This is a genomic window from Microbacterium testaceum (genome assembly GCF_020781835.1).
Lineage (GTDB): Bacteria > Actinomycetota > Actinomycetes > Actinomycetales > Microbacteriaceae > Microbacterium > Microbacterium testaceum_H.
In genome coordinates this window covers 227904-253115 of the sequence record NZ_JAJGNJ010000002.1, presented here as the reverse complement: position 1 = coordinate 253115, position 25212 = coordinate 227904, and the positions used below count along the sequence as shown (strand labels likewise).

23 protein-coding genes are annotated in these 25212 nt (G+C 72.1%); 13 read left to right on the top strand and 10 right to left on the bottom strand.

Annotated features, from left to right (window positions below; translation table 11 throughout):
* Positions 1 to 60: 60 nt before the first annotated feature.
* The 4 genes from LL239_RS03770 (at position 61) to LL239_RS03755 (ending at position 4888) form a co-directional block, all read left to right on the top strand.
* Positions 61 to 1239: an ABC transporter substrate-binding protein gene (locus tag LL239_RS03770; RefSeq protein ID WP_228162111.1), complete on the top strand. Its 1179-nt coding sequence runs from the start codon at positions 61 to 63 to the stop codon at positions 1237 to 1239.
* A gap of 124 nt (positions 1240 to 1363) precedes the next feature.
* The gene (locus tag LL239_RS03765) at positions 1364 to 2692 is read left to right on the top strand and encodes an FAD-binding oxidoreductase (protein WP_228162110.1); all 1329 of its coding nucleotides are present in this window, start codon (positions 1364 to 1366) and stop codon (positions 2690 to 2692) included.
* Positions 2689 to 3468, top strand: coding sequence for a creatininase family protein (locus LL239_RS03760; protein ID WP_228162109.1), 780 nt, complete (start codon positions 2689 to 2691; stop codon positions 3466 to 3468). Before LL239_RS03765 ends, LL239_RS03760 begins: the two co-directional genes overlap by 4 nt.
* Positions 3469 to 3679: 211 nt before the next feature.
* Positions 3680 to 4888 (top strand): MFS transporter, encoded by a 1209-nt coding sequence (locus LL239_RS03755; RefSeq protein WP_228162108.1) that lies wholly within the window; start codon positions 3680 to 3682, stop codon positions 4886 to 4888.
* Positions 4889 to 4966: 78 nt separating this feature from the next.
* Here the strand turns inward: LL239_RS03755 and LL239_RS03750 are convergent, their stop codons facing one another.
* The 3 genes from LL239_RS03750 to LL239_RS03740 are packed head-to-tail and all read right to left on the bottom strand — an operon-like array spanning position 4967 to position 8122.
* Positions 4967 to 6526 (bottom strand): tripartite tricarboxylate transporter permease, encoded by a 1560-nt coding sequence (locus tag LL239_RS03750; RefSeq protein WP_228162107.1) that lies wholly within the window; start codon positions 6524 to 6526, stop codon positions 4967 to 4969.
* A 1-nt stretch (position 6527) separates the two neighbouring features.
* Positions 6528 to 7088: a tripartite tricarboxylate transporter TctB family protein gene (locus LL239_RS03745; protein ID WP_228162326.1), complete on the bottom strand. Its 561-nt coding sequence runs from the start codon at positions 7086 to 7088 to the stop codon at positions 6528 to 6530.
* On the bottom strand, positions 7088 to 8122 hold the full coding sequence (locus LL239_RS03740; RefSeq protein ID WP_228162325.1) for a tripartite tricarboxylate transporter substrate binding protein: 1035 nt from the start codon (positions 8120 to 8122) through the stop codon (positions 7088 to 7090). The genes LL239_RS03745 and LL239_RS03740 overlap by 1 nt, the downstream gene beginning before the upstream one ends.
* A gap of 121 nt (positions 8123 to 8243) precedes the next feature.
* Between LL239_RS03740 and LL239_RS03735 the strand changes: the two genes are divergently transcribed.
* Both LL239_RS03735 and LL239_RS03730 read left to right on the top strand, forming a co-directional pair.
* Entirely contained in the window at positions 8244 to 9524 is a 1281-nt protein-coding gene (locus LL239_RS03735) for a sensor histidine kinase (RefSeq protein WP_228162106.1), read from the top strand.
* The gene (locus LL239_RS03730; RefSeq protein ID WP_228162105.1) at positions 9521 to 10234 is read left to right on the top strand and encodes a response regulator; all 714 of its coding nucleotides are present in this window, start codon (positions 9521 to 9523) and stop codon (positions 10232 to 10234) included. Before LL239_RS03735 ends, LL239_RS03730 begins: the two co-directional genes overlap by 4 nt.
* 9 nt (positions 10235 to 10243) lie before the next feature.
* Here the strand turns inward: LL239_RS03730 and LL239_RS03725 are convergent, their stop codons facing one another.
* From LL239_RS03725 to LL239_RS03715, 3 genes are all read right to left on the bottom strand, one after another.
* The gene (locus tag LL239_RS03725) at positions 10244 to 11032 is read right to left on the bottom strand and encodes an alpha/beta fold hydrolase (protein ID WP_228162104.1); all 789 of its coding nucleotides are present in this window, start codon (positions 11030 to 11032) and stop codon (positions 10244 to 10246) included.
* 155 nt (positions 11033 to 11187) lie between these two features.
* Positions 11188 to 12564: an amidohydrolase family protein gene (locus tag LL239_RS03720; RefSeq protein ID WP_228162103.1), complete on the bottom strand. Its 1377-nt coding sequence runs from the start codon at positions 12562 to 12564 to the stop codon at positions 11188 to 11190.
* Between the two features lie 298 nt (positions 12565 to 12862).
* The gene (locus tag LL239_RS03715) at positions 12863 to 13900 is read right to left on the bottom strand and encodes an alpha/beta hydrolase (RefSeq protein WP_228162102.1); all 1038 of its coding nucleotides are present in this window, start codon (positions 13898 to 13900) and stop codon (positions 12863 to 12865) included.
* Positions 13901 to 14140: 240 nt separating this feature from the next.
* On the opposite strand from LL239_RS03715, the gene LL239_RS03710 reads away from it, so the two are divergent.
* Both LL239_RS03710 and LL239_RS03705 read left to right on the top strand, forming a co-directional pair.
* Positions 14141 to 14626 carry a pyridoxamine 5'-phosphate oxidase family protein gene (locus tag LL239_RS03710; protein ID WP_228162101.1) on the top strand — a complete coding sequence of 162 codons (486 nt, stop codon included), beginning with the start codon at positions 14141 to 14143 and terminating at the stop codon, positions 14624 to 14626.
* A gap of 106 nt (positions 14627 to 14732) precedes the next feature.
* On the top strand, positions 14733 to 15437 hold the full coding sequence (locus tag LL239_RS03705) for an SDR family NAD(P)-dependent oxidoreductase (protein ID WP_228162100.1): 705 nt from the start codon (positions 14733 to 14735) through the stop codon (positions 15435 to 15437).
* A 12-nt stretch (positions 15438 to 15449) separates the two neighbouring features.
* Here the strand turns inward: LL239_RS03705 and LL239_RS03700 are convergent, their stop codons facing one another.
* Both LL239_RS03700 and LL239_RS03695 read right to left on the bottom strand, forming a co-directional pair.
* Positions 15450 to 16031 carry a DUF305 domain-containing protein gene (locus LL239_RS03700; protein WP_228162099.1) on the bottom strand — a complete coding sequence of 194 codons (582 nt, stop codon included), beginning with the start codon at positions 16029 to 16031 and terminating at the stop codon, positions 15450 to 15452.
* Between the two features lie 9 nt (positions 16032 to 16040).
* On the bottom strand, positions 16041 to 16256 hold the full coding sequence (locus LL239_RS03695; protein ID WP_228162098.1) for a hypothetical protein: 216 nt from the start codon (positions 16254 to 16256) through the stop codon (positions 16041 to 16043).
* A 316-nt stretch (positions 16257 to 16572) separates the two neighbouring features.
* Between LL239_RS03695 and LL239_RS03690 the strand changes: the two genes are divergently transcribed.
* Both LL239_RS03690 and LL239_RS03685 read left to right on the top strand, forming a co-directional pair.
* Positions 16573 to 17301, top strand: a complete 729-nt coding sequence (locus LL239_RS03690; protein ID WP_228162097.1) for a GNAT family N-acetyltransferase — start codon at positions 16573 to 16575, stop codon at positions 17299 to 17301.
* A 60-nt stretch (positions 17302 to 17361) separates the two neighbouring features.
* A complete protein-coding gene (locus tag LL239_RS03685; RefSeq protein WP_228162096.1) occupies positions 17362 to 18129 on the top strand; it encodes an alpha/beta fold hydrolase in 768 nt (255 codons plus the stop codon).
* Between the two features lie 250 nt (positions 18130 to 18379).
* Here LL239_RS03685 and LL239_RS03680 read toward each other — a convergent pair whose 3' ends face one another.
* The gene (locus tag LL239_RS03680) at positions 18380 to 19402 is read right to left on the bottom strand and encodes a methylenetetrahydrofolate reductase C-terminal domain-containing protein (protein ID WP_228162095.1); all 1023 of its coding nucleotides are present in this window, start codon (positions 19400 to 19402) and stop codon (positions 18380 to 18382) included.
* A gap of 140 nt (positions 19403 to 19542) precedes the next feature.
* Between LL239_RS03680 and LL239_RS03675 the strand changes: the two genes are divergently transcribed.
* The 3 genes from LL239_RS03675 to LL239_RS03665 all read left to right on the top strand — a co-directional run bounded on the left by LL239_RS03675 (position 19543) and on the right by LL239_RS03665 (position 23891).
* Positions 19543 to 20157, top strand: coding sequence for a pyridoxine/pyridoxamine 5'-phosphate oxidase (locus LL239_RS03675; protein ID WP_228162094.1), 615 nt, complete (start codon positions 19543 to 19545; stop codon positions 20155 to 20157).
* Between the two features lie 3 nt (positions 20158 to 20160).
* The gene (locus tag LL239_RS03670) at positions 20161 to 20994 is read left to right on the top strand and encodes an FAD binding domain-containing protein (protein WP_228162093.1); all 834 of its coding nucleotides are present in this window, start codon (positions 20161 to 20163) and stop codon (positions 20992 to 20994) included.
* Positions 20995 to 21143: 149 nt separating this feature from the next.
* Positions 21144 to 23891 carry a molybdopterin-dependent oxidoreductase gene (locus LL239_RS03665; protein ID WP_228162092.1) on the top strand — a complete coding sequence of 916 codons (2748 nt, stop codon included), beginning with the start codon at positions 21144 to 21146 and terminating at the stop codon, positions 23889 to 23891.
* A 421-nt stretch (positions 23892 to 24312) separates the two neighbouring features.
* Here LL239_RS03665 and LL239_RS03660 read toward each other — a convergent pair whose 3' ends face one another.
* Positions 24313 to 25167, bottom strand: coding sequence for a PhzF family phenazine biosynthesis protein (locus LL239_RS03660; RefSeq protein ID WP_228162091.1), 855 nt, complete (start codon positions 25165 to 25167; stop codon positions 24313 to 24315).
* Positions 25168 to 25212: the final 45 nt, after the last annotated feature.

Genomic DNA, 25212 nt, shown 5'->3' with positions numbered 1-25212 from the left:
ACCCCTCCTGCACCACCTTCCGTACCCGAGAGCTCCACCCGTCACAGAAAGCGAAACAGCATGAAGCGCAGCACCCTCGTCCGCGGCACCGCCGTCACCGGCGCGTTCGCGATCGCCCTCACGCTCACCTCGTGCGCAGGCAGCGCCGCGGAGCAGTCGGAACCGTCCGCCGACCTCGCCGTCGGCTCGGTCGACCTGTCGGCCGACTGCCCCGCGACGATCGTCGTCCAGACCGACTGGAACCCGGAGGCCGAGCACGGCCACCTCTACGAGATGATCAAGGACGACTACACGATCGACGCCAACACCAAGGCGGTCACCGGTCCGCTCATGTCGGACGGCGAGTACACCGGCGTGGACCTCGAGATCCGCGCGGGCGGCCCCGCGATCGGCTTCCAGACCGTCTCGGCGCAGATGTACCAGGACGACAAGATCACCCTCGGCTACGTCAGCACCGACGAGGCCATCCAGCTCTCGAGCACGACCCCCACCAAGGCCGTCATGGCGCCGCTGGACATCAGCCCCACCATGGTCATGTGGGACCCCGAGACCTACCCCGACGTCAAGACGATCGAGGACGTCAAGCCCGCACTCGAGGCGAACGGCGGCGTGTGGCGCTACTTCGACGGCTCGGCGTACATCGAGTACCTCAAGAGCGCCGGTCTCGCCAGCGCGGACGTGCTGGACGGCTCGTACGACGGCACCCCGTCGAACTTCGTCGCCGCCGGCGGCAAGGACATGCAGCAGGGCTTCGCGTCGGCTGAGCCGTACGTCTACCAAAACGAGGTCTCGGCCTGGGGCAAGCCGGTGGAGTTCGCCCTCATCCACGACGCCGGATGGCAGACCTACCAGTCGTCGATGTCGGTGAAGGCCGACCAGTTCGAAGAGCTCTCGCCGTGCCTGACCAAGCTCGTCCCCGTGCTGCAGAAGGCGGGCGTGGCGTACTACGAGGACCCGACGGCCGCGAACGACCTCATCCTGAAGCTCGTCGAGGACTACGACACCGGCTGGACCTACACGCAGGGCGTGGCCGACTACTCGGTGGAGACCCAGGTCGACCTGGGCCTCGTCGGCAACGGCCCCGACTCCACGTACGGCAACTTCGACGACGCCCGCTTCGAGGACTTCTTCGACAAGGCCAGCAAGGTCTACACCGACCTGGGCACCCCGCCCGCGGACGGCTACACCCCGGCCGACCTGTACACGAACGAGTTCATCGACACCTCGATCTCGTTCTGACCGACCCGGCCCGGTCCGCCTCGTGCGGGCCGGGCCGCCCCGGTCTTCCGACCCCCGACCCGCCCTCGCATCCACCCGCCGCGCCCGCCCGGCACCCACCCATCCGCGTCACCCGGAGACATCCATGAGCGACACCGCCACCCGCGTCCTCTCCCTCGAGGACGACCTGCTCGACCTGCTCGGTCCCGCCGCCGTCAGCACCGAACCGCGCGTGCGTGAGCGCGCCAGCATCGACGGGTCACCGATGTCCCCGATCATCGCGGCCAAGCTCCCCCTCGGCCTCGCCGACCTCGTGGTGTTCCCCGCGGATGCCGAGCAGATCGCGATCGCGGTCGCCGCGGCCGCGCGGCACGGTGTGCCCGTCACGGTGCGAGGCAAGGGCACCGGCAACTACGGCCAGGCCATCCCGATGCACGGCGGTCTCGTCATCGACACCACCCGCGCGAAGGCCATCGTCGAGGTCGGCGACGGCTACATCACCGCCGAGGCGGGTGCGCCGATGGTGCTGCTCGAGCAGGCTGCGTGGGCCGCGGGCCAGGCGCTGTGGATGTACCCCTCGACGGCGCAGTCCACGCTCGGCGGCTTCCTCTCCGGCGGCTCCGGCGGCACCGGGTCGATCGAGCACGGCTCGAACGACCGCGGCTTCGTCGCCGCACTCGATGTCGTCCACGCCGACGGCAGCGCCGACATCGTCCACGTCGAGGGCGACGAAGCCCAGAAGTACGTGCACAACTACGGCACCGCGGGCGTCATCGTGCGCGCGACCGTGCGGCTCGAGCCGCTGCGGGAGTGGCGCGGCCTGTGGGCCAGCTTCCCCGATTTCTCCGGCACGCTGTCGGTGCTGCAGACCATCGGCAACCTCGACCCCACCCCCCGCCTGGTGTCGGGTGACGGGCCCGAGATCGCCGCGGCCCTCCCCTCCGACGAGGCCATCCCCGAGGGGCGGTCGAGCCTGCGCGCGATCATCGACGCGTCGCTCATCGACACCGTGACCGCGATCGTCGAGGGCGCGGGCGGCCGCGTCGAGGCCGTGCGCGAGGGGCCGCAGGCCAGCATCCGACTGTCGATGCTCAGCTACAACCACCCGATCGAGTGGTATCAGAAGAGCCAGCCGCACGAGGTGTTCCACCTCGAGGTGGCGGGGATGCCCCTGTCCGAGAACGTCGAGGCCGTCGAAGCCGTCTTCCCCGGCGGGAAGCTCCACATCGAGTCGACCAAGCAGCACCCGATCGGCATGCTCGCCGCGCCGTACGTCAGCGAGGAGGAGGTCTACCGCGGCATCGCCGACCTGAACGCCCTCGGCGTCGGCGTGCACAACCCGCACCAGTGGAACGTCGACTTCAACGTCGAGCAGACCGCCGAGACCGCGCGCGTGACCGACCCGAACGGGCTGCTGAACCCCGGCAAGCTCGACCCGACCTACGCGGGCCCGCGCAAGGGCGCGATCCGATGACCCGTCTTCTCGCCGAACTGAGCGGGCCCGCCGCCGCCGAGGCCCTCACCGAGAAGTCGATCCTCGTCCTGCCCACGGGCGCGATCGAGCACCACGGTCCGCACCTGCCGCTGGCGACGGATGCCATCGTCGCCGAGGCATCCGCCACGGCCGCCGTCGCGCGCGCCGCCGCGCAGGGTCTCGACGTCTGGCAGCTGCCGACGCTGTCGGTCACGAAGTCGGACGAGCATTCGTGGGCGCCGGGCACGCTGTGGCTCACGCCCGAGACGATGATGCAGACGGTGGTGGACATCGGCCGCTCTCTGCTGACCACGCGCGCTCGCACCCTGGTGTTCCTCAACGGCCACGGCGGCAACGTGGCGCTGCTCAACGTCGCGAACCGCGAGCTGCGACGGCGGTTCGGTCTGCGCACGTTCTTCATGCCCGCCGCACGCGTGCCCTCGTTCGACGGCACCGACGGCGGTCCCGACGAGCACGGCACCGGCATCCACGCGGGGCACGGCGAGACGAGCATGATCATGCACCTGCGCCCCGAGCTCGTGGACGCGACGAAGTTCGAGGCGACCGTGCCGGCGCACATCGGCGACTTCCGGCACATCGGGTTCAACGGCAAGCCCGTGACCTTCGGGTGGCTCTCCAACGACTTCGGCCCCACGGGGGTGCTCGGCGACCCGACGGGCGCGAACGCCGCCCACGGCGCCGAGTTGTTCGAGCAGAGCGTGTCGTTCGTGGTCGAGGCGCTCGAGGAGATCAGCCGATTCGACTACGTCGCGTGACCGGGGTGCACGCCGGGCGGTCACAACTCCTGCGGTGGGGAGCCTCGCTCCTGCCCGGGGAGGTGAGCGGGCCCATCCGCCGGAGTTGTGCACGGCCGGGCGCCCCCTCCGCCAACGCCGCACACCTCCGGCACACCCCCGCCGCCACCGGCCCCCACACCCGGCATCCACCCTCCCGCCGGAGTTATGCGCCCGCGCAGGAGGGTCCCGCATGAGCGTCGCGGCCGAAGCGACGGGCATCCGCGCCTACGGGCAGGTGCTGCGTCTGCCCGGGGCACGGGCGTTCGTCGCGGCCGGTATCCTGGCCCGCTTCCCGCGGGCGACGCTGTCGCTCGGCATCATCCTGCTCGTCTCGGCCGCGACCGGGAGCTTCGGCGCGGCCGGGGTGGTCGTCGCCCCGCTCGTCGTCGGCATGGCGGTGGCCGCCCCGCTGTGGTCCTCGCGCATGGACCGGCACGGTCAAGCCCGCGTCATCCTGATCTCTCTCGGATGCCTCGTGCTGTCGGCATCCGCCCTGCTCGCCCTCGTGCTGACGGCGGCGCCGTTCTGGACATGGCTCATCGCCGCGTTCGCGAGCGGCGCATCGACGCCCGACCTCACTTCGGCGGTCCGCGCCCGGTGGACGGTGCTCGCGCCGGAATCGCAGCGCACGCACGCGCTGGCGCTGGAGACCATCGGCGATCAGATGGTCTTCATCTCGGGGCCGCCGGTCATCACCGCCGTCGCCGCCGCCCTCGACCCGGCCGTGGCGATGCTCGGCTCGCTCGCCCTCGGTGTCGTCGGCGGGGTGTGGCTGGCATCCCAGCGCCGTACCGAGCCCGCGCGGAGCGGCACCGTGGGCCGCCCCCGGTTCGTGCTGCCCCCCGCCGGCGTCGTGCCGGTGGCCCTCGCCTGCATCGCGCTGGGCGGGGTCTTCGGCGCCTTCGACGTCACGCTCGTCGGCTGGGCCGAGGTGGATGGCCGCCCGTGGCTCGCGGGTCCGGCCTTCAGCGCGCTCGCGCTCGCGATCGCCGTGGGGTCGGTGATCACGGGAGCGCGGGCCTGGACCTTGTCGCCGATCGCGCGGTTCATCGGCTTCGGCGCGGCCGCCGCCGTCGTCGCGCTCGCGCTGCCCGTGACCCAGGGGTCGGTGCCGGTGCTCTTCATCGCGATCCTGGCGCTCGGTCTCATGATCTCGCCCGTGATGCTGTCGGGCATCCTCGTGGCATCCGCCCGCGCACCCGAGGGCCGCGTCACCGAGACCCTCGCCTACCCGACCGCGGCGATGTCGCTGGGCGTGCCGATCGGCGGCGTGATCGCCGGGTCGGCCCTGGATGCCACGGGCCCCGCGGCCGCGCTGGTCACGATCGCGGTGGCACTGGCGTGCACCACGGCGATCGCGGCCGCGGGTGAGGCGCTGCTGCGAGCGGTGCGGCGCTGACCGCACGGGCGGGAGGCCGGGTCCCCCTCGTCACCGGGACGCACCCGGCCGACACCCGCTGACACAGCAGCGGGGACGTCAGCGCGACGTCGCGTCGCGCTGCCCGCCCGCGTCCACGCTCTCGCGGTCGGGGCTGTCCGCCGGTGCCCGACGGGCCACCACGCGGTTGCGGATCGCGAAGACCAGCACCACCGCGAGCACCGCGTAGATCGCCAGCGCGATCGGGCTCTGCACGAGCGTCGTGAGGTCGCCGTTGGCGCTCATCGCGGCATCCCGAAGGCTCGTCTCGGCCAGCGGCCCCAGCACCATGCCGATGATGAGCGGTGCGAGCGGGTAGTCGTTCGTGCGCAGCAGGAAGCCGAGCAGGCCGATGCCCAGCAGCATGAGCAGATCGAACGTCGCACCCGACGTGGCGTAGATGCCCAGGCCGCAGAAGACCGCGATGGAGGCGTACAGGTACGGACGCGGGATGAGCAGGAGCTTCGCCCACAGCATCGCGAACGGCAGGTTCAGGATCAGCAGCACGACCATCGCGAGGAAGAAGCTCGCGATGAGCGCCCACACGAGATCGGGCGCCCGCTCGAACAGCAGCGGTCCCGGCTGCAGTCCGTACTGGCGGAACGCCGCGAGCATGATCGCCGCGGTCGCCGAGATCGGCAGACCGAGCGCCAGCAGCGACCCCATCGCCATACCCGTCGTGGAGTTGCCCGCTGCCTCGGGGGCCGCGAGGCCCCGGATCGCGCCCGTGCCGAAGCGCGGCTTCGTGCGCCGGGCGTCGAGGCGCTTCTCGATGCCGTAGGCGAGGAAGGTCGGGATCTCCGACCCGCCGGCGGGGATCACACCGAAGGGCAGACCGATCGCGGTGCCCCGCAGCCACGCCGGCGTGGCCTCCCTCAGTTCCTTGCGCGACAGCCACGGGCGACCGGTGGGTCGGATCATCGTCTTGTTCGAGATGTGGCGTTCGAGGGATGCGACGTAGATGACCTCGCCGAGCGCCAGGATGCCGACGGTCACGGTCACGAGCGAGATGCCGTCGAAGAGGTTGGGCGAATCCAGCGTGAAACGCGGCGCGCCCGAGACGCCGTCGACGCCGATGACGGCGATACCGAGGCCCAGGAACAGCGACGCGAGGCCCTTCACGGCGTTGTCGGTGACGACCGACGATGTCGCGGCGAAGGCGAAGATCGCCAGCGCGAAGAACTCGGCCGGGCCGAAGCTGCTCGACAGGTCGGCGAGGAGGGGAGCGAAGAACACCAGGAGCACCGACGCCACGATGCCGCCGATGAAGGCGCCGATCGCGGCGGTGGCGAGGGCCTGGGCGGCCCGCCCGTTCAGGGCCATCTTGTGCCCCTCGAACGTCGAGGCGATCGCTGAGGCCTGCCCGGGGGTGTTCAGCAGGATGCCGGTGATGGAGTCGCCGAACAGCCCGCCGAAGTACACGCCGGAGAACATGATGAACGCCGCGGTCGGGTCGAGGGAGAAGGTGACCGGCAGGAGCAGTGCGACCGCCATGGAGGAGCCGAGACCGGGCATGACGCCGACCGCGGTGCCCAGTACGCAGCCCAGGAGCACCCAGATGAGGTTCTGCCAGGTCAGGGCACCGGCGAAGCCTTCGCCGAGGAGAGCGAGAACGTCCATGTCAGAAGCTCCATCCCAGGATGCCGGAGGGCAGGGAGAGACCCAGGCCCATGTCGAACGCGATGTAGGTGAGGGAGCTGATCGTCACGCCGACCAACAGCGCGAACAACGGCCGGACGTGCCCGAACCCGCGGGCGATCCCCGCGAACAGCAGCGCCGCGGCGATGATCCACCCCAGGATGCCGAGGAGGAAGGAGAACGCGAGGAACGACCCCACGACCCAGGCGAACGACCGCCAGTCGACGCCGACCGAGCGCTCGCCCGACTCTCCCGCATCCGTCGTCGGGCTCGCGGCGAGCGCCCTCACCGCGCCGATCCCGAGGATCACGGCGAAGACGTAGAGCCCTGCGGCGATGAGGCCCGGGAAGAACTGCGGCCCCGGGAACGCGGCGGCGGGCGGCACCTTCATGGTGACGATGCCGTAGACGAGGTACGTCGCGAAGGCCGCGAGCACCAACGGCATGGCGAGCGCCTTGGCGATCCCGGACGCCCCGCGACCGCGGTGGAATCGCAGCCTGTTCCCCACCACCGCCGAGACGGATGTCGGGTTGTTCGACGGCATCACAGGCCCATCTCCTCGTACAGTCGCTCGATGCGGGAACGCTCCTCGGCGAGGAACGCCGTGAGGTCCTCGCCCGTGATGAGACGCTCGGTCCAGTGGTAGCGCGCGCGGGCGTCGGCCCACTCGGGGGTCGCGGTCGACTCGAGCACCAGCTCGGTCAGGTCGCCCACCTGCTCGTCGCTCAGCCCGCTCGGGGCGGCGAGCATGCGCCAGTTCGTGAGGTTCACGTCGTAGCCCTGCTCCGCGGCGGTCGGGATGTCGACGCCCTCCAGGGGTTCGTCGGCGACGAGGGCGAGGGCGCGCAGCCGTCCCGACTCGATCTGGTCGATGTTGTCGGGGTAGCCGCCCGCGGCCGCCTGAGCGGTGCCGTTGAGAAGCGCCTGGATGGCCTCCCCACCGCCGTCGGACGAGATGTACGTCATGTCGGCGGGCGTGATGCCCGCGGCGAGCGCCAGGTCCGCGACGACGAGCTGGTCGAAGGATCCTCCGCCCGTCCACGGGAGCGCCCGCGGGTCGGCCTTCCACGCCTGCACGAGGTCGTCCAGCGTCTGGAACGGCGAGTCCGCCGGTACGACGATGACGTCGTACTCCTCCACCATCACGGCCAGAGGGGTGACGTCGTCCAGCGTCGCCGCGGAGTCGAACTGCACGGTCGCGGCCAGCAGACCCGTGCCTCCGACGAGCAGATTGTTCGCCTGCCCGCTCAGCACCGACACGTTGCCGAGGGCGATCGTGCCGCCGGCACCCGGCATGTTCACCACCTGCACGTTGTTGACGAGCCCGTTGGCCTTCTGCGCCTGCTGCAGCTCTCGGGCCACGCCGTCCCACCCGCCGCCGGCCGCGGCCGGCGCGATGATCGTCATCGACGCGTGGATGTCGTCGCCGGCGGCGGCCGAGGTGACCGACCCGTACGCGGCGACCGCGATCGCCGTCACGGCGACCGCTCCGCCGACGGCACGGCCGATCCACCGACTCCGGGGGGTCGGGGGCGTGGGCGCGTGATCGCGGACGATGGGGGGCGTAGGCTCCGTCATCACAGCTCCTCCTTGCGAACGTCGTCGTCTCGCAGAACGTCACGACGCTCGCAGGGAGACGATCACGACGCACCCCCCGGTCGCTTTGTGCTCATATTGCGCACGAGAGAATGTCCCTGCCATGCCCGACCCCCGCCCTTCGGTTCCCGCCCGGCTGATCCGCCGCGGCCTGGTCGTGCTGCCGAGCCTGATCGTGCTCACCGCCGTGGGGATCACGACGCTCATCGCGGCGTCGGTGCAGGAGCGTCACATCCGGGACGACACCGCCGAGCGGGTCTACGACGTCGCGTCGAGCCTGGCCGGACTCGATGACGTGCGCACCACCGTGGCATCCGTCTCCTCCCTCGGGACGGACGCGCGGCTCGCCGACGCGGACGATCTCGCCGAGGCCACCGCGACGCTGCAGCCGCTGGCCGACCTGATCGAGCGGACCACCGGCGTCTTCTACGTCGTGATCACCGACGACGAGGGCGTCCGCATCACGCATCCCTCGAGCGCGCAGCGAGGTCTGCAGGTCGAGACGACCAATGCGAGCGTGCTGGCGGGGACGCCGTTCCTCGGCACCGAGACCGGACCCTCGGGCAGCTCGCTGCGCGCGAAGGTCCCGATCCGTGACGGGAACGCGGTGGTGGGGATGGTCGCCGTCGGGGTGCTGGAGTCGAGCATCCTGTCCGATCGCGACGAGGCGCTCGGAGATCTGCTGCCGTGGGCGCTGGCGGCGCTCGTGGTCGGGACCCTCGCATCGTCGCTGCTGGCCGCGGCGATCGAGCGACGTTTCCGGCGCCTGGACGCGCTGGCCGCCGAACAGGAGCAGACGGCGCGCACGACGGTGGCCCTGCGTGAGCAGGCGCACGAGTTCGGCACGCGGCTGCACGTGCTGCACGGCCTCATCTCGCACGGCGACACCCGCGACGCGCTGACCTACATCTCCGACGCGATGCCCGGCCTCGCGCCACGTGAACCGTCCGATGCGCGACTGGATGCCTCGCTCGTGAACGCCAGCATCGAGGCGCTGCGCAGCGAGGTGTCGGCGCGAGGAGCGCGCTTGGAGGTGCGAATCGACCGCGATACCCCGATCGATGAGACCGTCGTCCTGATCCTCACGAACCTGTGCCGCAACGCCGCCGAGTCGGGCGCCTCGCGCGTGCGCTGCACGCTCGATCTCGTCGGCGACGTGCTGCTCGGCGCGGTCGATGACGACGGACCGGGCTTGGACCCCCGTGATGTGGAGCGCGCGTTCACCCGCGGCTACACGTCGAAGCCCGACCCGAGCGGCACGGGCCGCGGGATCGGTCTCGCCGTGGTGCGCCGGGCGGTCACCGAGCGCGAGGGGGAGATCCTCGTCACCCGGTCTGCGTGGGGCGGGACCCGTTTCGCGTTCGAGATGGCGGCGCCGCGATGACCGACCGGATCCGCGTCCTCGTCGTCGACGACGACGCCGCCGCCCGCGCCCTGCACGGACGCTACGTCACGGGCGCTCCGGGATTCACCGTCGTGGGTTCGGCGGGCAGTGGCGAGGCGGCGGCGGCGCAGGCCCTCGGCGGCGTCGACCTGGTGCTGCTGGACATGCGCCTGCCCGACATCAGCGGCGTCGAGGTGCTGCACCGTCTGCGGACGCTCGGCGCCGAGGGGATCGACGTGCTGGTCATCAGCTCGTCGCAGGACCAGGTGACCGTGCGACAGGCCCTCGCGGCCCACGTGATCGGCTACCTCGTGAAGCCGTTCACCGAGGAGACGCTGCGCCAGCGTCTCGAGACCTACCGTGTGGAACGACGTGCGCGAGCCGAGGCCGACCGGGACCGGTCGCTCAGCCAGGGCGACATCGACCGGCTGCTCGGCACCGGAACCGTCCGGCTACCCGACCGCCCGGCCCCGACCGCTCTCCCCAAGGGACTGGCCCCCGTGACCCTGGAGCGGGTGCGGGCGGCGCTCGATCCGGTGACCCTCGTCTCGGCGGCCGATGTCGCCGCCGCCTGCGGGCTCTCGCGCGCCACCGCGCAGCGGTACCTCGAGCACCTCGTCACCACCGGCGTCCTCGACCTCGCTCACCGCTACGGCGCGCGCGGTCGTCCGCGCATCCTGTACCGGCTGGCCCCGCCGCCGCCCGACTGAGCGGACGCGTCAGAGGGCCGCGCTGAGATACCGCAACACGGAGACGTGGCCGTCGTCGGGGTGCAGGTGGAGCGTCGCGTCGGGCAGGGCCGCGGCCAGCGTCCGCGCGTGCTGCGACGGGATCACCCGGTCGCGCTCGCCCTGGACGAGCAGAACGGATGCCGCGACCTCCTCGAGCGCGAACCCCCAGGGCCGCGCGAACGCGAGGTCGTCGTCGATCAGCCCGTCGATCCCATACGGCTCGGAGGCCGCGACGTCTGCCCCGAGCGAGGCCCACTCCCCCTCGAGCGTCGCGTAGTCGGCATCCACGAACGAGGCCGGATCGAACTCGTCGATCTCGGCGAATCGTCGACGCGCGTCTTCCCCCTCGGCTGCCGCTCGCAGGGCCTGCGGGACCTGCATCCCCGCGAACCAGGCGTCGCTGCCGTCGAACGGCGCCGGCGAGGCGAACGTCACCACGCGCCGGACCAGCGCCGGCATCGCCACCGCGCAGGCGATCGCGTGCGGGCCGCCGCCCGAGGCTCCGACGGAGACGACGGATGCCACACCGAGGGCCTCGAGCACCGGTCGTAGCCCCTCCGCCACGTCGGCGACGCTGCGGCCGGGGATGCGCGGCGACCCGGCGTACGCGGGCCGGGCGACCGAGACGACCGCGAGACCGTGGGCGTCTGCGGCGGCCTGCACCGGCGGCAGGATCGCCCCCGTCTGCGGCGAGCCGTGGTGCCAGAGGAGCACGTCGCGTCCGGCGACGTCGTCGGTCGAGGTGTGGACGTCGAGGTCGGCGATGGTCGTGCGCATGTGCACAGGCTGGCACGCTCCGCACGCGGGCGCGAGTGCGAGCGCGGCCGACACGTCATCGCGTGGGGTGGCTCAAGCGTCGATGACGCTCGCCAGCGGCCTGCGGGCACTCACCTCACCGCGAGCGCGCCGCCCGCGCACCGGTGCGCGGTTCGCTACAGGATGACGCCGAACTCGTCCGCCAGCGCCGGCAGCTGCGTGTGCAGCACGTGCGAGGCCTCTTCCGCGAGCGGGTTCGTGGAGACACCGTTCTCGTTCACGAGCTTGCCGCCGACGTACACCTGCTTCAGGTTGCGCAGGCCGCACGCGAGGACGTAGCTGCGCACGGGGTTCCACAGCGGACCGACGTCGGGCAGACGCGGGTCGACCACGACGAAGTCGGCGAACTTGCCGACCTCGAGGCTGCCGACGCGGTCGTCGACGCCCATGATCTCGGCGCCTCCCAGGGTGTGCAGGCGCAGCACGCGCTCGGGCATCATCGACAGCGGGTCGTGGGTGCGGGCGCGCTGCATGAACATGCCCATGCGCATGTTCTGCCACGGGTCGGCGACGTCGGTGCAGGCCTGGTCGTCGAGGCCCATGCCGACCTTCATGCCGAGGTCGAGCATCTCGGGCACGTGCGCGACGCCCGACGCCAGACGTCCGTTGGACGCGGGCTGCCATGACATCGCGGCGCCGCCGGCGGCGGCATCCTGGATGATCTCGGGCGTGGTCTGGATGAAGTGCCCGAACATCATGCCCGGCCGCAGCGCTCCGGCGTTCTTGTACAGCTGGAACTTCGTCTGCTGGTGCTCGATCGCCTCGTACGTCTCGAGGAAGTGCGCCTGGTTGGTGACGCCGAAGCGGTCCATGACCGCGACCTCGATCTCGGCGGCATCCGGCCGGGTCGACCACTGCACCTGCCCCATGATCGACGCGCCGAGCGCGATGTCCGGGTCCATCGCGAGGACGTGGTCGAGGGATGCCTCGAACCGGCCGAAGATCTCGTCGTCGGTGCCGACGGTGGCATCCAGAGCGATGGAGTCGACGAAGCGCAGGCCGGCGTCGTAGCATCCGTCGGCCTGACGCGTGTGCCAGGCGTGATCGCGCAGCGTACCGCCGCCGTCGGCGCGCTTGCCGTCGACCATCGGCTCCCACGGCAGCAGCGGGTCGGTGAAGTTGTAGGCGGTGGTCACGCCGTTGGCGAGGAAGTCCAGTGAGCCGTGCAGCGTCGCCCAGTAGATCTGGTCGGGCGAGGCGTTGTTGAGCACGCTGAACATCGACGTGCACCAGCCGTAGAGCGTCTGGTCGACGCCGAGCCCGCGCGAGCCGCTGGTGAAGAGGTGGCTGTGCGACGACACGAACCCGGGGGCGACGAACTTGCCGTCCACGTCGAGGATCTCGTCGGCGGTGAGTCCCGGATCGGGGTCGCCGGCGCCGATCGCGGCGATGCGTCCGTCCTGGACGAGCATGTATCCGCGCTCGATGTAGCCGGGGTCGTCGGTGCCCGCGGGGACCGTGATGAGGCGTGCATTCGTAACCAGAAGCGACATGTTGATGACGGTAACAATGCCGTGTTTCCGCGGTGTTCCGGCCGTGCGGCGGGGGTTTTGCGGGCGGTCGTCGTCCCACTTATGACGCAGTGCGTCCCACTTATGGCCGGTTGCGAGGCGCCCAACCCACCACAAGTGGGACATTGCTCGAGAAGTGGGACATTGCCCGAGAAGACGGGCATCGCTCGAGCGACTCCCGCGAACCCGCTGCGCGTCCCACTCGTGGCGGATCATGTCCCACAAGTGGTCGCCTGGCGGCCACACAACCCACCACAAGTGGGACGAGGTCGAGGGAGACTCAGGCGAACGCCGCCTGCACCGCCGGGGCGATCGCCGCCAGCACGGCGTCACGGGCGGGGGTCGAGGGGAACACGAGGAACAGGTGCGGAACGCCCTCGCGCCGCACGAACTCCACGGGGGTTCCGGATGCCGCCAACCGCTCGGCGTACTCCTCGGCTTCGTCCGAGAGCGGGTCGACGCCCGCCGCGACGATGACCGCCGGAGCCGAGCCGGTGAGCTCCCGCGCGCGCAGCGGCGCGGCTTCGACGGGCACCGCGCCGTCGGCATCGGCATCCCGCTCCGCCGCGGTGCCGGCGAGCGCGGCGCGGCGCACACCCGCGGCCTCCGCTGCAGAGCCCGAGCCCGCGGCGTCCCCGAGGTACAGCCCCCAGTACCACTGCATGCCGCGCGCGGTCAGCGGGAGGTTCTCGGTATGGGCGCGGTAGCTCGGGCGGTCGAGGTCGGGCGCGTCGAGCACGGGGCACAGCAGAACCTGGACCCGGATGCCGGGGGCCCGGCCCGCGCGCGAGCGCAGCGCCAGCGCGGCGGCGAGGTTGCCCCCGGCGCTGTGCCCCGCGACGCCCAGGAGCTCGGGTTCGGTGACGAGCCCGCCCGCGCCGGCAGCCGCGAAGCGGAGCGCGCGGTCGAGATCGTCCAGCCCGGCGGGGAAGGGGTCCTCCGGGGCGAGGCGGTAGTCGACGCTGAGCACCTGCGCCTCGGTCGCGGCGGCGAGCGCGCGGCACAGGGCGTCGTTGTTGTCGAGGTCGCCCGCGACCCATCCGCCGCCGTGCGCGAACACGAGGGTTCCACGGTGCCCGGCGCGCGGCCGGTACAACCGCAGCGCGAGGTCGCCGTCGGCGGCGTCGATCGACTCGACGACGTCGTCGTCGGGCAGCCGTACCCACGACGGGTTCGCGCGCAGTTCGGCGATCCGCGCGGCGTCGTGGCCCTCGGCATCCGTGGCCCCGGACGGGATCGTTCCCGCGTGCGCCGCGAGACGCGCGAGGTGCGCACGCACGTCGGGGTCGGTGATCGCGGGGTGGACGCTGTCGCTCACGGTGTTCCTCGGGGTCTGATCGGAGTCGGTGACCACGCCGGCTGGGCGGGCGAGGGCGTCGGGCTCCCGTGGCCCGGACACGCGGATGCCACGCGGCTCCGTCCACGCGTCTGGACACGCGCCGACGGGCTGAGCCGACCAGACCGAGCGTAGAACCGGCGCACGGGGTGTGCGCGCGACGGCGGGCAAGCGTTACGGCACGGAAACGCCGACGACGCGGGCGGACAGCACGATGGCCGCATGCCCTCTCTCGAGCAGCGCGCGGCGGCGATCCTGCGCGCGCAGCGTTTCGTCGTGATCGGCACGGCCGACGCCGACGGACCCTGGACGGCGGCGGCGCAGTACCGACTCCTCCCCCGCGGTCTGTACGTCGAGTCCGACGTCTCGTCCCGCCACGCCCGGGCGATCGCGGCGTCGGGTGTGGCATCCGGGGTCGTGTTCGACTCGTCTGCGGCGTCGGCCGACGCCGACGGTGTGCAGCTCGCGTTCGCCGCACGGGAAGTGGATGCCGAGGCCGCGGCGATCCGCGGGGTCTTGGCCGCCCGTCTGCCGCGCGACGCCGGAGACGACGACCCGGCTGCGGTGCTCGCCGTGCCCACCAAACGCCTCTACGTGCTCGAGGTCACCCGCGCGTTCGTGTTCGACCGCGACGCGTGGCGCTCCCGCGGCACCGATGCTCGGCGCGAGATCGATGCCGCCGCCGTGTGGGCGCTTCTGGCCGATTGAGCCCCCGGAGCGCGTTACGCCGCCGAAACACCGGCGTCGCCGGAGCGTTCGCCCCCGGGCGTACGGTGACGCCGACGGGCGACCCCGACGCCCCGGAAGGAGTGCCATGTCCCAGCGCGTCATCGTGACCGGGGGTTCCGGCGGCATCGGCGCTGCGATCGTGGAGCGCTTCGCGTCCGACGGCGCGGACGTCGCCGTCCTGGACCGGCGCGCCCCGGCGAGCGGCGAGGCATCCTTCTTCCCGGTCGATCTGCTCGATCCGCTCGACACCCGTCGCGCGGTCGGCGCCGCGATCGAGTCGCTCGGCGGTGTGGATGTGCTCGTGAACTGCGCCGGGATCTTCCAGCACGTCTCGCTGCTCGAGATCACCGTCGATGACTGGGACCGCGTCCTCGACATCAACGCCCGCGCGACCCTCGTCACGATGCAGACGGTCGCGCCCGTCATGCTCGCGGCCGGCCACGGGGCGATCGTCAACATCGCGAGCATGGCCGCCAAGCACGGCGGCGGAGGCGAAGGCCACTACGCCGCGTCGAAGGCCGCGGTCGTCGCGCTCACGCGCGCCGGGGCCCAGGAGTGGGGATGCCACGGCGTCACCGTCAATGCGGTGTGCCCGGGGTACGTGCTCACCGACATGGGCGCCGACACCCGCTCGGAGGCGGACGTCGCCGCGTGGAGCGCGAAGTCGCCGCTCGGGCGGCTGGGCGTCCCCGAGGACGTCGCGGGAGTGACCTATTTCCTCGCGTCACCGGCCGGCGGCTACCTCACCGGCCAGGCGATCAACGTCACCGGCGGCATGATCATGCATTGACCCGGGGCGGGCCTACGGGCGGTCAGCCGCACACGTGCGATCCGCAACGGCATCCGGGAACTCGGGGGCGGCACGGCGCTCGGCGTCGGAGGCGGTCGACGCGACCCCGTTCGCCCGGATGTCGTCGACGAGCCACGCCATCTCCAGGATCTCGCGGCGCTGAGCGGTACTGATGGATGCCGCCAGCTCGCACACCCGAGCATCGGCCAGGTCCACCCGCTCCGAGCGGGTGATGGCGAGCGAATGGTGCGGAATCATCGCGTTCATGTACGCGATGTCGTCAACCGGAGCCTGCGTGCGGTCGAGCGTGATCCCGCCGGCGATCAACACGAGCGCGCCGACGACGATCGAGACGTTGGCGCGGACGTTGCGGTACATCTTCGACATCCCCACGAGCATGACCAGCGCCATCGTGCCGCCCATCGTCATGGTCATGAACACGCGGCTCTCGCTGAAGCGCACGTGCTCCCATTCCCAGGTTCCGGCGAACATCGCCGCGTACATGACGACCATCGACACGGCGATGGTGGCAAGGAAACGGAGGTAGCGACCGGCCGTGCCGTCGCTCCCCCGGTGGTCGTGATCCTCCGTCATCGTGGCTCCTCACGCACCGTCGAGGTGGCCGGGGACATCGTGCACGTCGGGGCTCGTCCCGCCTCTCTCGACGACATGGGCGCCGCCGACGGAATCGGCCACCTGTGCCCCGTGGCGGACGGCATCCTTCTCGCCTTCGTAGACCCAGCGCAGGTCGGGGCGCCCCTCGACGACGCTCTCCCAGCGTCCGTGCGCTTCGCGTGTGTGGACGTCTCCGCGCGTCACTGCGAGATCGCCTCCGCCTCGCCGGGGAGCCGCGCGGCATCCCCGAGGGTGTCGTTCTCACCGATGCGGCGGGGCGGGGAAGTCATGATGTCGCGTGCGATGGTCATGGGACCGTCCTTTCTCTTCGGGTCCGGCGAGCGTACGGACGACGGCCGGACCGGCGCAGAGGGGTTGACATCACCCGCCCCGCCCGGAGGCGCGGAGGGGCGCACGGACGGCCGTGTGGGTGCGGGGGCTCCTGCGATGGGCGCACCGGAGGGGAATGGTCCTCTCGCTGCCGTGTTGCATTCGGCGTACCCCGCCCGGAACGGATGCCATGACCTCGATCGACCCCGCACTCTCCTCCGCGTCCCCGGATACCCCCGACGACGCTGTGCTCGACAACGCCGCGTGGCACTCGCTCGCGGGACCGCACGCCCGCTTCGCGATCGGCGGCGACCTCGTGCGCCGCTACCCGCAGGACGTGGCGCCCTTCGTGGCCGTCCGCACCTGGGACGACCCCGGGGTCTGGGAGGCCATGCGCGACCTGGTCGGTGCGGGAGCGGAAGTGGGGCTGTCCGGCTACGAAGGAGAGCTGCCCGAGGGATGGGAGTTCCTCGGCGGCGGTGAGGGCGTGCAGCTCGTGGAGACGGCGGCGCTGCACCCCCGGCCCGACGACGAGGCGATCGAGCTGGGCGCCGCCGACGCCGCGGACATGATGGCGATCGTCGAGCGGAACCAGCCGGGACCCTTCCGACCCCGTACCCACGAGCTGGGGCGGTACATCGGCATCCGTCGCGAAGGCCGCCTCGTGGCGATGGCGGGCGAGCGCCTCCATCCGACCGGCTGGACCGAGATCAGCGCGGTGGCCGTCGATGCCGACCACCGCCGTCAGGGGCTGGCATCCCGGCTGGTCCTCGACGTCGCGTTCCACATCCAGCAGCGCGGCGACCGCGCCATGATGCACGCGGCGGCCACCAATCTCGGCGCGATCGCCGCGTACGAGCGCCTCGGCTTCGCGCTGCGCCGCGTGAACCGGTTCGCCGCGGTCCGCACGCCGGCCTGACGCGGCGGGGTCGGCGCAACCCTGTTTCCCGGTGTCCGGACGCGATCTACGGTGGCACTCATGCCCCCGCCCCCTGCCCCGACGACGCCCGCCGAGTGGATCGGCGAGATCGAGGGGCTCGCGTTCCGCGTCCTGTCGACCCGACGGGCGGAGCCCGGTGCCGCGACGTTCGTGCTCGTGCACGGCATCGGCACATCGCACCGGTACCTCACCCGTCTGCACGCCGAGCTGGCGCCGGACGCCGAGGTCCACTCGATCGACCTCCCCGGTTTCGGCGGCCTGCCCGCGCCGACGGGCTCGCCCGACGTCGCCTCCATCGCCGCCGCCCTCGGGGCGGTGCTCGACCGGATCGGAGCGGCGGATGCCGTGCTCCTGGGTCACTCCATGGGCGTTCAGTGGGTCGTCGAGCTGGCGCGTCAGCGGCCCGAGCTCGCGCGGGCCGTGGTGCTGTGCAGCCCCGTCGTCGACCGGGAGCACCGCACGCTGGGCTCTCAGGCCGTGCTGCTCGGTGTCGACAGCGCCCTCGAGCCTCCGCGCGCGGCACTGACCGTGCTGGGCGACTACCTCCGCAGCGGACCGCGCTGGTACCTCGCCCAGGCGCGGCACATGGTCCGCTACCCGCTCGAAGACCGCGTCGCCGCCCTGACCGTGCCCGTTCTCGTCGTCCGCGGTTCGAAGGACCGCATCGCGGGAGTGCGCTGGTGCGCGGAACTCCGTGACCGCGCGGTCGACGGCACGCTCGCGGTGGTCCCCGGCCACCGGCACCTCGTGCAGTTCACGGCCCCCGCGACGGTGGCTGCCGGCATCCGGGAGTTCCTCGGAGCCTGACACGGGTGCACAACTCCGGCAGGATCCCGGCGGCAAGACAGGACGCCCCACTCCGCGCGCTTCTGCAGGAGCTGCGCAGCCGCGTGGCCCTCCGCCGCCCCCGCCAGGACCACGCGCCGCCCGCACAACTCCGGCACGAGCTCACCGCGCCCGGCATCCACTTGCCCGCGCGGACTCACCGCAGGAGGTGTGCACGACGGATGCCGTGATCCCGGCGCGTCCCCCGGATCCGGTGCCCCGTCTGCCCTCCTCAGCGCAGGCGCCGCGCGATCTCGGCCTCCGCCTCGGCGAACGCCTCCTCGGCGCCGTCGCGACCGCCCGAAAGGTTGACGCCGACGACACCCGGGATCGCGAGCAGCTCCTCGGCGAGGGCGACCGCGAGCGCGATGCCCTCGGCGCGGGGGTCGCGGGCATCCCGGACCCGGGACAGGAACCCGTCCGGCAGCACCAGCGTCGTGAACGACTCGAGCAGGTCCGCCGAGCCGTGGTCCACGACCACGGGCACACACGGGATGAACCGCGCGGATGCCTCGACCTCGTCGATGAACCGCCGTACGGGCTCCGCTCCTCCGGCGTGGTTCACGAAGCAGACGTCCGCGCCGGCGCGCAGCTTCTCGCGCAGGCGCGCCGCCCGCCGCTCCACCGGCGGCGCGGCGGGTGAGGCCGCGACGGAGACGACGTGTCCCGCGGCGCGGGCGAGGGCGGCGGCCTCGGTCGAATCGAGGTCGAAGACGGGGGCGGCGTCGGGCCGGTGCCCCGTGCGGGTGTGGTCGCCGGTGACGCAGTGCACCCCGGCCACCCCCTCCACCGCCAAAGCCGCGAGCTCCCCCTCGATCGCCACGCGGTTGCGGTCGCGCATGTTCAGCCCCGTCCACACCCGCAGCCCCGCGCGTTGCAGCAGGTGCGCGCGGTAGGCCGGGGGGAACTGCACCCGCGCCGATCCCGCGTCGCCGGCCAGGACGGCATCCACCTCTCCGGCCAGGATCGCACCGCACGAGTCGATGGATGCCACGCTCAGCGCGCGGGCGGGCAGGTCGGCCACGACCCACGGGCGCGTGCCGAGGGAGGCGAGCGTCTCGCTCGCCGCGGCGGTGCGGGGCCCGGGATCGACGGGGGTGGATCGGTCGACGCCCGTCCACGGCACCGTCGCGCGAGCCAGGAACGCGCACGCGTGCTCCGCATCGATCTCGCACGATCCGTCGAAGCCGACGCCGCCGCACGGACCGTACTCCATGCGCTTCGGGCACGCGTCGAGAAGGGGCAGAGCCTGCACGAGCACCTCCGATCCGGGACGCCTCCGCCCCTGGCGGGCAGTGTAGAGAGCGCGTGTTTCCGCGAATGTTCATGGCGGCAACATCGCCGAAACGCAGGATGCCTACGCTCGGCGGTGACGCTGCAATCCCGGAGGTGGCCATGATCACGGCAGGCACCACGTTCGGCTCCGACCTCGACGAGACCGACGCTCTCGTCGCCGACCCGCTGGCCCTGATGGTGCAGTGGCTTCCGGAGCACGACAGCGAACTGCGGCCGCTCGCCGCCCTGTCCACCATCGGCCGCGACGGGCTGCCGTCGCTGCGCCACGTGCTGGTGAGCGACCGGGATCCCACCGGCCTGTACTTCCACACCGACGCCGCCAGCGCGAAGGTCGCCGAGATCGCCGCCAACCCGGTCGCGGCGATGGCCGTCGCGTGGCCCGAGGTGGGCCGGCAGCTCGTCGTGCGCGGCATCGTCGAGCGCGTGAGCGCTCGGGAAGCCGCCGCCGTCTACGCGCAACGGTCCCGCTACCTGCAGTTGCTCGCGTGGATGAACACGCTGGACAACGCTCAGCTGCCGGCGGAGGAGCGGCGCCGCGTGTGGGCGGAGTTCGATTCCACGCACCCTGTCCTCGAACCGCCCCAGCGCTGGGTCGGCTTCCGCCTGCGACCGCTCACGCTGACGTTCTGGCGGGGCGACCCCGCCGGTCAGAGCACTCGACAGCACTACCGCCTCGCCGACGGGATGTGGTCGGGCGAGATCCTGGCGGGCTGACACGTGGACATCACGACCGTCACCTCGTACCGCGCCGCCCGCACGCGCGCCGATCTGACCCTCGCACCGGGCGAGGCGGTCATGGCCGGCGGCACCTGGCTCATGAGCGAGCCGCAGCCGCACACGACGGGCTTCGTCGACCTCACCACCCTCGGTTGGCCCGACGTCGAGGTCACCGACGAGGGACTGCGCATCGGCGCGACGTGCACGATCGCGCGGTTGCTCGCGTGGGTCGAGCGCGAAGCCCCCGCCGAATGGACGTCGCTCGCGCTCGCGCGGCCGTCCGCCGACGCGCTCCTGGCGTCGTTCAAGATCTGGAACACCGCCACCGTCGGCGGCAACGTCTGCCAGGCGTTCGCGGCCGGGGCGATGATCGCCTTCCTCTCGACCCTGGATGCCACGGCCGTGGTGTGGACGCCCGACGGCGGCGAGCGCCGCATCGCGGTGGCGGACCTCGTCATCGACAACGCCGCGACGTCCCTCGCGCACGGCGAGGTGCTGCGGGCACTGGACATCCCGCTGGCGGCATTGACGTCACGCGTGGCGCTGCAGAAGATCGCGCTGGCCGAGCTCGGCCGCTCCGGCTCCGTCGTCACTGCCCGCGTCGACCCCGACGGCGCGACGGTGTTCGTCGTCACCGCCGCAGTGCGCCGGCCGCGCGTGCTGCGGTTCGCGCGCGTGCCCGGACAGGGGGAGCTGCGGGATGCCGTGGCATCCGCGACCGATTTCTACACCGATCCGCTCGGCAGCGCCGATTGGCGGCGCGGGGTGAGCGTCGTGCTCGCCGAGCGGCTGCGCGCGGGGTTCGCGCGGACCGTGCACGAGGGGGCCGCGTGAGCGCCGGGGTCCCGCGGAGCCGCCGTCCCGCGCTCCGGAGTTCTGCGCCGGGCGGCGCTCGACGCGCACCCCGACGTCGCCCCGCGAGCTACTTTCTCCGGAGCGCGGCACCGGCGCCGCCCGACACGAGGCCAGCAGGAGGGCATCGCGTGAAGTTCCAGGTCAACGGGTCCGTCGTCGAGGCCGACCCGCGGCCCGGTCAATGCGCGCGCACGCTGCTGCGCGAGACCGGGCATGTCGAGGTGAAGAAGGGATGCGACGCGGGTGACTGCGGCGCGTGCTCGGTGCTGCTGGACGGCGAGCCGACGCACTCCTGCATCGTTCCGGCGATGCGTCTCGAGGGGCGTTCGATCACCACGGCCGCCGGGCTCGCCCCCGGCGACGACCTGCACCCGGTGCAGGAGGCGCTGGCATCCGGGTTCGGATTCCAGTGCGGGTTCTGCACCCCGGGCATGAGCGTCACGGCCTCGACCCTGTGCGCGAGCGACCTCGACGACCTCGACCGCCGGATGAAGGGCAACCTGTGCCGTTGCACGGGGTATCGCCCGATCCGCGAAGCGATCCGGGAATCGGTGCTCGGGCCGGTGCGCGAGACGGGACCGGCCGACGGGGCCGCGGGCCGCGTCGGCGCCTCCGTCGCCCCCGAGGCCGCCCGCCGCATCGTCCAGGGCAAGGAACCCTTCACCTTCGACGAACCCGTCCCCGGCGGGCCGCCGCTCGTGCTGCGCATCGTCACTTCGCCCCACGCGCACGCCCGCATCACCTCGATCGACACGGCCGAGGCCCTGGCCCTGCCCGGCGTCGTCGCGGTGTTCACCCACCTCGACGTCCCCGAGACCCGCTACTCGACCGGTCGCCACGAGCACCGCACCGATGATCCCGACGACACGCGCATGCTCGACGACGTCGTCCGGCACGTCGGTCAGCGCGTCGCCGCGGTGGTGGCCGAGACGGCCGAAGCGGCGGATGCCGGCTGCCGAGCGGTCCGCGTCGAGTACGAGGTGCTGCCCGCCGTCTTCGATCCCGAGGAAGCGCGTCGACCCGGAGCGCCGCTGCTGCACCCCGACCGCACGCCCGAGGAGCGGGTGATGGATGCCGGACGCAACGTCGTCGCCGGTTTCCACACCGGCCACGGCGGCGACATCGACGCCGCCCTCGCCGCGAGCCACGTCACCGTGACGGGCGAGTGGCGCTCGGCGCGCGTCACCCACGCGGCTCTCGAGACGCACGGCGCGGTGGGGTGGCTCGATGACGACGGGCGGCTCGTCATCCGCTCGTCGACGCAGGTGCCGTTCCTCGCGCGCAACGAGCTCGCCCACATCTTCGGGATGGAGCGTGACCGCATCCGCGTCTTCGCGAACCGGGTCGGCGGCGGCTTCGGCGGCAAGCAGGAGCTGTTCACGGAAGACCTCACCGCGCTCGCCGTGCTGAAGCTCGGCCGACCGGTCGCCTTCGAGTACTCGCGCACCGACCAGTTCGTGCGGGCCTCGCTCCGGCATCCGATGCGTGTGCGCACCACGCTGGGGGCGGATGCCGACGGGCGTCTGACCGCGATGAAGCTCGACGTGCTCAGCGATACCGGCGCGTACGGCAACCATGCGATCGGCGTGCTGTTCCACTCGTGCGCCGAGTCCACGACGCTGTACCGGGTGCCGACGAAGTGGATCGACGCCGAGGCGGTGTACACGAACAACCCGCCGTCGGGCGCGTTCCGCGGGTACGGCCTCGGGCAGGTCGTGTTCGCCGTGGAGTCGGCGATGGACGCGCTCGCGCAGGAGCTCGAGATCGACCCGTTCGACCTCCGCCGGATCAACGCGGTGCAGGAGGGCGATCCGCTGCACCCGGACGACGACGAGAAGTACGAGGAAGACCTGATCTGGGGCAGCTACGGCCTCGACCAGTGCCTCGACCTCGCGCAGGACGCGCTGCGGCGCGGCAACGGCGTCGAGGCCCCCTCGGGCTGGGCGGTCGGCGAGGGCATGGCGGCCGCCATGATCGCGACGATGGCCCCGCGCGGGCATATCGCGCACACGACCGCGACCCTGCGCCCCGACGGCACGTACCTGCTGCGCGTCGGCACCGCCGAGTTCGGCAACGGCACCTCGACCGTGCACCGGCAGATCGCGGCGACCGTCCTGGATGCCGAGCCCGAACGCCTCGAGCTGTGGGCTGCCGACACCGACGCCGTACGCCACGACACCGGCGCCTTCGCGTCGGCGGGGACGACGGTCGCCGGCAAGGCATTGCATGCCGCCTGCACGGTGCTCCGCCGGCGGATGGTCGAGATCGCCGTGCAACTCGCGGGCGGCGATGTCGTGTCGGCGGAGGTCGTGGCATCCGGGGTCCTGGCCGGTGACGAACTCGTGACCTGGGACCGGATCGTGGAGGCCGCCCCCGCGACAATGCGCGACGAGCACGGGCTCACGGCCGACGGCGCGGAGTTCGGCGACTTCCGCTCGCTCGCGTTCAACGTGCACGCCGTGCGAGTGGCGGTCGATCCCGAGACGGGCACCGTGAAGGTGCTGCAGTCGATCCAGACCGCCGACGCCGGCGTCGTGATCAACCCCGCGCAGTGCCGCGGGCAGATCGAGGGTGGCGCCGCGCAGGCCCTCGGCGGCGCGCTGTACGAAGAGGTGATGCTGGAGGACGGCGTCGTGCAGAACGCCGTGTTCCGCACGTACCGCGTGCCGCAGTTCGCCGACGTCCCCGACACCGAGGTGTACTTCGCCGAGACCGACGACTCCCTCGGCCCGTTCGGCGCGAAGTCGATGAGCGAATCGCCGTACAACCCGGTGGGGGCTGCGATCGGCAACGCGGTGTCGCGCGCGCTCGGGCGCCGCGGGTACGAGCTGCCGTTCTCGCGCGACCGCGTGTGGAGGCTCGCCGGAGGGGAGTGAGGCGGGGGCGCCGCGCCCTCGTCCCACTTATGGGGGTGCATGTCCCACTTCTTGCTGCCTGGAAGGGCTGCGGACAGCAATAACTGGGACATGGGTTCCGGGCGCCAACGCAGCACCGGACCCTCGTCCCACTTACGGCGGTGCATGTCCCACTTCTTGCTGCCTGGAAGGGCCGCGGACAGCAATAACTGGGACATGGGTTCCGGGCGCCAACGCAGCACCGGACCCTCGTCCCACTTATGGGGGTGCATGTCCCACTTGTGGCTGCCTGGAAGCGCCGCAGACAACCACAAGTGGGACATGGGTTGGCGGCGCACACGCAGCACCGGACCCCTCGTCCCACTTACGGCGGTGCATGTCCCACTTCTGGCTGCCTGGAGGGGCCGCAAACCGCAATAAGTGGGACATACTCCGGCGGAACTCAGCGCTCCAGCGGCACAGCAGTCCCCGACACCCGGATGCCACCGGCCGGCGGCACGTCCACCTCGAGGATGCTCGGCCGGCCGATGTGCCGCCCCTGGTGCACGGTCACGTGGAACGGCGTCGGAAGTCCGACGCGGTCGCGGAGGTACGCGCCGAGCGCGGCTGCCGCGGAACCCGTGGCCGGGTCTTCGGTGATGTCGCCGACGGGGAACAGATTCCGTGCCTCGACGACCGCACCGTCGACGACGTCTCCGGCGACGTGGACCACGGTGACGGTGCCCGTCCAGCCACGCTCCTGCATCAGCACCCGCAACGCGTCCGCGTCGTACCCGAATCCGTCGAACCGCTCGATCGTCCGGACGGCGACCACCGGATGCCAGTTCCCCGCAAAGGCTTGGGCGAGCGGCATCCGCGGATCGAGGTCGTCGGCGTCGAGTCCGAGTAGCGCGAGCAGCGGCGCGCTGTCGTTGAGGTCGCGCACCACCGGCTCGACGCTCGTGAACCCGGCGGCGACCCGGCCGTCGTCGGCGCTGGCGACCACGGTGACGTCGCCCGCGACGGTCTCGAACACGAACTCCCCCGGCCCGTCGGCCTCGACGAGGGCGACCGCCGTCGCGATCGTCGCGTGCCCGCAGAACGGCACCTCCGCCTCGGGTGAGAAGTACCGAATCCGCACCCGGTCGCCGTGGCGGGCGGTGACGAACGCCGTCTCGGGATACCCCAGGTCGGCCGCGATCCGCAGCATGTCGGCGTCGTCGAGGGCCGTGGCATCCAGGACGACTCCGGCAGGATTGCCGCCTCCGGGTTCGGCGGCGAAGGCGAGCAGATGCAGGATGCCAGGGGCTTCGGTCATGCGTCGATTCTGGCGAGCGCGGGGTGGGGCGTCGCGGGCCAGTGC

Bases quoted from the DNA above. Each gene is read 5' to 3' on its own strand.
- LL239_RS03770 (WP_228162111.1), top strand. From the start codon at position 61: ATGAAGCGCAGCACCCTCGTCCGCGGCACCGCCGTCACCGGCGCGTTC.
- LL239_RS03765 (WP_228162110.1), top strand. From the start codon at position 1,364: ATGAGCGACACCGCCACCCGCGTCCTCTCCCTCGAGGACGACCTGCTC.
- LL239_RS03760 (WP_228162109.1), top strand. From the start codon at position 2,689: ATGACCCGTCTTCTCGCCGAACTGAGCGGGCCCGCCGCCGCCGAGGCC.
- LL239_RS03755 (WP_228162108.1), top strand. From the start codon at position 3,680: ATGAGCGTCGCGGCCGAAGCGACGGGCATCCGCGCCTACGGGCAGGTG.
- LL239_RS03750 (WP_228162107.1), bottom strand. From the start codon at position 6,526: ATGGACGTTCTCGCTCTCCTCGGCGAAGGCTTCGCCGGTGCCCTGACC.
- LL239_RS03745 (WP_228162326.1), bottom strand. From the start codon at position 7,088: ATGCCGTCGAACAACCCGACATCCGTCTCGGCGGTGGTGGGGAACAGG.
- LL239_RS03740 (WP_228162325.1), bottom strand. From the start codon at position 8,122: ATGACGGAGCCTACGCCCCCCATCGTCCGCGATCACGCGCCCACGCCC.
- LL239_RS03735 (WP_228162106.1), top strand. From the start codon at position 8,244: ATGCCCGACCCCCGCCCTTCGGTTCCCGCCCGGCTGATCCGCCGCGGC.
- LL239_RS03730 (WP_228162105.1), top strand. From the start codon at position 9,521: ATGACCGACCGGATCCGCGTCCTCGTCGTCGACGACGACGCCGCCGCC.
- LL239_RS03725 (WP_228162104.1), bottom strand. From the start codon at position 11,032: ATGCGCACGACCATCGCCGACCTCGACGTCCACACCTCGACCGACGAC.
- LL239_RS03720 (WP_228162103.1), bottom strand. From the start codon at position 12,564: ATGTCGCTTCTGGTTACGAATGCACGCCTCATCACGGTCCCCGCGGGC.
- LL239_RS03710 (WP_228162101.1), top strand. From the start codon at position 14,141: ATGCCCTCTCTCGAGCAGCGCGCGGCGGCGATCCTGCGCGCGCAGCGT.
- LL239_RS03705 (WP_228162100.1), top strand. From the start codon at position 14,733: ATGTCCCAGCGCGTCATCGTGACCGGGGGTTCCGGCGGCATCGGCGCT.
- LL239_RS03700 (WP_228162099.1), bottom strand. From the start codon at position 16,031: ATGACGGAGGATCACGACCACCGGGGGAGCGACGGCACGGCCGGTCGC.
- LL239_RS03690 (WP_228162097.1), top strand. From the start codon at position 16,573: ATGACCTCGATCGACCCCGCACTCTCCTCCGCGTCCCCGGATACCCCC.
- LL239_RS03685 (WP_228162096.1), top strand. From the start codon at position 17,362: ATGCCCCCGCCCCCTGCCCCGACGACGCCCGCCGAGTGGATCGGCGAG.
- LL239_RS03675 (WP_228162094.1), top strand. From the start codon at position 19,543: ATGATCACGGCAGGCACCACGTTCGGCTCCGACCTCGACGAGACCGAC.
- LL239_RS03660 (WP_228162091.1), bottom strand. From the start codon at position 25,167: ATGACCGAAGCCCCTGGCATCCTGCATCTGCTCGCCTTCGCCGCCGAA.